The organism is Clavibacter sp. MX14-G9D (genome assembly GCF_032917815.1).
Taxonomy (GTDB): domain Bacteria; phylum Actinomycetota; class Actinomycetes; order Actinomycetales; family Microbacteriaceae; genus Clavibacter; species Clavibacter michiganensis_K.
In genome coordinates this window covers 1-4,353 of the sequence record NZ_JAVCVL010000220.1, presented here as the reverse complement: position 1 = coordinate 4,353, position 4,353 = coordinate 1, and the positions used below count along the sequence as shown (strand labels likewise).

The window sequence follows — 4,353 nt, the reverse complement described above, 5'->3', positions numbered from 1 at the left end:
GCCGGGCTCGGTCAGACGCCGGGCTCGGTCAGGCGCCGGGCTCGGTCAGGCGCCGGGCTCGGTCAGGCGCCCGGCCCGGTCAGGCGCCGGGCTCGCCGCGCTCGCGCTCGGCGGTGAGCACGCGGGAGCGGCGCGAGGCCGCGCGGTCGAGGGCCAGCGCGAGCAGCGCGGCGATCCCGCCGAAGAGGACGACGGCGAACAGCGCCAGGAACGCCAGCACCTGGGCCTCGGAGAACTCCGGGTTCGGCGGGAACGTCAGCGTGAGCACCATCGCGACGATGAGCCCGAGCACGGCGCCGACGCCCATGAAGCGGAAGTAGCGGGGGGACCGCCGCACGAGGACCTCGGTGCGGCGCTCGTCGTCGGGCTGGGGTCGGGCGTCGGTCATGCGTCCATTCTCCCCCGGGCCACGGACCGGCGGCGAACCGGGAGCCCGGCGCTCAGGCGCGCGTCAGGTCGTCGGACGCGCCGCGATCCGGCGCCCCGCGGTCCGCGGCCCAGCGGTCGGCGGGCTCAGCGGTCGACCGGCTCGACGGTCGACCGGCTCGACGGTCGGCGGGCTCAGCAGGCCGCGGGCTCAGCGGTCGGCGGGCAGCTGCCACGGCACGGGGAGGAGGCCGCGCAGATCCGCGCGGAGCCCCGAGGCGCGCACGGCGCCGGCCTCCACGCCCGCGTCCCAGCTCGTGCCGCCGGTGGCGAGCGCGATCCAGGTGGCCGGGTCGGTCTCGATCACGTTCGGGGGCGTGCCGCGCGTGTGGCCCGGGCCCTCGATGCACTGCACGGCGCCGAAGGGCGGCACCCGCACCTCGACCGTGCCGCCGGGGGCGAGGTCGGCCAGCGACTGCAGCAGGAACCGGACCGCCGTGGCCCGCGTCTCGCGGTCGGCGTTCTGCCCCTCGGCGAGCGCCCGCCGCACGGCGGGCTGTCCGACGGTGGGGTGGATGCGCGCCTTGGCCATGCCCCCAGGATGCCAGAGCGACGCGGGCGCGGAGGCCCGGCGGCCCGCCCGGCACCCCTCCAAGTGGGGCGGTGCGACATGTCCGCATTTAGGGGGACATCCATTACCGTGTATGGAAGTGCCGGGAGGTGACACGACCCGCCCGGCACGGCAGGACGTCCTCCCTCCCGCGCCTCCCCGGGCGCCGGGAGGGCCCGGACGACGAGCCTCCCGGCGGACCCGAAGAACGCCGGACGAGGCAGGGAGCCGACCCGACCCGTTCCCGCGGCGGGTCGGCCTCCCGTCCGCCGCCGGCGCTCCGCCGGACGGAGCCCGCCGCGGACGCCGCCGCATGCCGGGGTCGGCGGGCCCTCCGTCGATAGGGTGGGGGCGTGAAGATCCTGGTACTCGGTTCCGGTGCGCGCGAGCACGCCATCGTCACGGCCCTGCTCCGCGAGGACGCCGGGCACGACATCGTCGCGGCCCCCGGCAACGCCGGCATCGCCCGCGTCGTGCGCGTCGTGCAGATGGACATCGAGGACCCGGTGGTCGTCGCGGAGCACGCCCTCGGCGAGGGCTTCGAGCTCGTGGTCGTCGGCCCCGAGGCGCCGCTGGTCGGGGGGGTCGCCGACGCGCTGCGCACCCGCGGCGTCCCCGTGTTCGGGCCGGGTCGGGCCGCCGCCGCGCTCGAGGGGTCCAAGACGTTCGCGAAGCGCGTGATGGAGGAAGCCGGCGTCCCCACGGGCCGCGCCGCCCAGGCGGGCACCCTCGACGAGGTCGAGGCGGCGCTCGACGAGTACGGCGCGCCGTACGTCATCAAGGCCGACGGCCTCGCCGCCGGGAAGGGCGTGCTGGTCACCGCCGACCGCACCCTCGCCCTGCAGCACGCCCGCCACTACCTCGACCAGGGCACCGTGCTCGTCGAGGAGTTCCTCGCCGGGCAGGAGGTGTCGCTGTTCCTCCTCGCCGACGGGCACGACGTGCTCCCCCTCTCCCCCGCGCAGGACTACAAGCGCCTCGGCGACGGCGACGCGGGACCGAACACCGGCGGCATGGGCGCCTACTCGCCGCTGCCGTGGCTGCCCGCCGGCTTCGTCGACGAGGTCATCGACACCATCGCGCTCCCGACCGTGCGCCGGCTCGCCGCGGAGCAGACGCCGTTCATCGGCCTGCTCTACTGCGGCCTCATCCTCACCTCGGACGGGATCCGGGTCATCGAGTTCAACGCGCGCTTCGGGGACCCGGAGACGCAGGTCGTGCTGCCCCGCCTCGTCACCCCGCTCTCGCAGCTGCTGCTCGCCGCGGCCTCCGGCGAGCTCGGCGGCGTGCCGCGTCCCGAGTTCTCCGACGAGGTCGCCGTCACGGTCGTCCTCGCGAGCGAGGGCTACCCGGAGTCGCCGCGGACGGGACGCGTCATCACGGGCCTCGAGGACGCCGAGCGCGTCGAGGGCGTGAGCGTGGCCCACGCCGCCACCGCCGCGTCGGACGCCGGGCTCGTCGCCACGTGCGGACGGGTGCTGAGCGTCGTCGCGACCGGCGCCGGCTTCGAGGAGGCGCGATCGCGGGTGTACGAGGCCGTGGGGCGCATCTCGCTCGACGGGTCGCAGCACCGCACCGACATCGCCGCGCAGGTGATCCGGTGAGCGCCGCGACCCCCGCGGGCGCCGTCCCCGCCGGTCACGCCTCCGACTGGGAGCTGCCGGGCTGGGAGCACGCCTACTCGGGCAAGGTGCGCGAGCTGTTCAGCCCGCGGATCGACGACACGGAGGACCGGGCGCTCGAGGGCGAGCCGCACGTGCTCGTCGTCGCGACGGACCGCGTGAGCGCCTACGACTTCGCGCTCGAGCCGGGCATCCCCGGCAAGGGCGAGCTCCTCACGCAGCTCAGCCTCTGGTGGTTCGACCGCCTCGACGTGCCGAACCACCTCGTCGACGCCGCGACGCTCGACCGCATCGGCATCCCGGAGCCCGTGCGGGGCCGCTCGATGCTGTGCCGGGTGCTCGAGATGCTGCCCATCGAGTGCGTGGTGCGCGGGTACCTCGCCGGATCCGGCTGGGAGGAGTACCGGGAGCACGGCACCGTGTGCGGCATCCCGCTCCAGGCCGGGCTGCAGCAGGGCGACCGGCTCCCGGAGCCGATCTACACGCCCGCCTGGAAGGCGCCGCAGGGCCAGCACGACGAGAACATCACGTTCGCGCGCACCGAGGAGCTCGTCGGCCACGAGGAGGCGGCCCGGCTGCGCGACCTCTCCCTCGACGTCTACCGCCGCGCGGCGGCCGTGGCCGAGGAGCGCGGCGTGATCCTCGCCGACACGAAGCTCGAGTTCGGCATCGACCCGCGCACCGGGATCACGACGCTGGCCGACGAGGTGCTCACGAGCGACTCGTCCAGGTACTGGGACGCCGAGGCCTACGCGACCGGCAACCGCACCGACAGCTTCGACAAGCAGATCGTGCGCGACTGGCTCAGCGCGAACTGGGACAGGACCGGCACGCCGCCGGTGCTGCCGCAGGAGATCGTCGAGCGGACGGCGGAGCGGTACCGCGAGCTCATCGCGCGGCTGACCGGCCGGTAGCCGCGGGGCCCTACAGGTCCTCGTAGCTGCGGACGACGCGGTCGATCGCCACCTCGGCGACGTCGCGGGCCTCCTCGCCGGGCAGCCCGTCGAGGGCGCCCTCGAGATCCTCCCCGCCCATGCGCAGCACGGCCAGGCGCTCGAACTCCTCGACCGCCTCGGGGGCGTGCGCGTCGGGGTCCTGCGCCTCGGGGGCGTGCGCGTCGGGGGCGGGCGCCTCGGACGGGCTCGTCGCCGTCGGCTCCGGGGCGTGCGCGTCGCCGTGCTCGTCGGTGCTGTCCTGCATGGTGGTCCCCTCGTGGATGCGTGCCCGGTGCGGATCGCGCCCCGGCACTGCCGCCAGGGTCGCACATCGCCCCGGCCGGAGGATCCGCGCGGGGAGCGTCGCCGGGATGCGAACCCGCATCCGCGGTGGGCGACGGCGCTCCGACGCTTGTAGGTTCGAGGAGCAGGCCGGATCCCGTCCGGTCAATCCCCTTGACGAAGTGGCTCCCCCTCCCGTGCCTTCCGGTCCCCAGCCCGTCCCCTCCCCTGCCGCCATCCCCGCCCCGGCGCGCGTCCGCCTCGCGGCCGGTGCCGTGCCGCCCGCGCAGGACGCCCCCGGCGCGGCCGTCGCGCGGGTCCTGGAGGCGCTCGCCGCATGCCCGGTGCAGCCGACCTGGCCCACGGAGCGGGCCCTCGCGCTCGCGGTCTCCCTCGGCGACGACGGCGCCCGCCCCGGCGATGGACGCACCCGCGACCTCTGGGAGGCCCTCGCGACCCTCGCGGCGGCCGACCTCGGCCTCGCGCGGACCGTCGAGCCGCACCTCGACGCGCTGGCGATCCTCGACCAGGAGCGCGC

Annotated in this window: 5 protein-coding genes and 1 pseudogene; 3 read left to right on the top strand and 3 right to left on the bottom strand. The window is 76.1% G+C overall.

Going from position 1 to position 4,353, the window contains the following annotated elements; translation table 11 throughout:
- Positions 1-79: 79 nt before the first annotated feature.
- Both Q6969_RS13450 and Q6969_RS13445 read right to left on the bottom strand, forming a co-directional pair.
- A complete protein-coding gene (locus Q6969_RS13450; protein ID WP_317230891.1) occupies positions 80-388 on the bottom strand; it encodes a hypothetical protein in 309 nt (102 codons plus the stop codon).
- Positions 389-577: 189 nt separating this feature from the next.
- Positions 578-958 (bottom strand): sterol carrier family protein, encoded by a 381-nt coding sequence (locus Q6969_RS13445; RefSeq protein WP_317230890.1) that lies wholly within the window; start codon positions 956-958, stop codon positions 578-580.
- Between the two features lie 371 nt (positions 959-1,329).
- Here Q6969_RS13445 and purD point away from each other — a divergent pair, with 371 nt between their 5' ends.
- Entirely contained in the window at positions 1,330-2,580 is a 1,251-nt protein-coding gene (gene purD, locus Q6969_RS13440; protein ID WP_317230889.1) for a phosphoribosylamine--glycine ligase, read from the top strand.
- Positions 2,577-3,512 (top strand): phosphoribosylaminoimidazolesuccinocarboxamide synthase, encoded by a 936-nt coding sequence (locus tag Q6969_RS13435; RefSeq protein WP_317230888.1) that lies wholly within the window; start codon positions 2,577-2,579, stop codon positions 3,510-3,512. Before purD ends, Q6969_RS13435 begins: the two co-directional genes overlap by 4 nt.
- 10 nt (positions 3,513-3,522) lie before the next feature.
- Here the strand turns inward: Q6969_RS13435 and Q6969_RS13430 are convergent, their stop codons facing one another.
- Positions 3,523-3,798 carry a hypothetical protein gene (locus Q6969_RS13430; protein WP_317230887.1) on the bottom strand — a complete coding sequence of 92 codons (276 nt, stop codon included), beginning with the start codon at positions 3,796-3,798 and terminating at the stop codon, positions 3,523-3,525.
- A 199-nt stretch (positions 3,799-3,997) separates the two neighbouring features.
- Between Q6969_RS13430 and Q6969_RS13425 the strand changes: the two are divergent.
- Positions 3,998-4,353 (top strand): annotated as a pseudogene (locus Q6969_RS13425) (SAM-dependent methyltransferase); the annotation flags it as partial.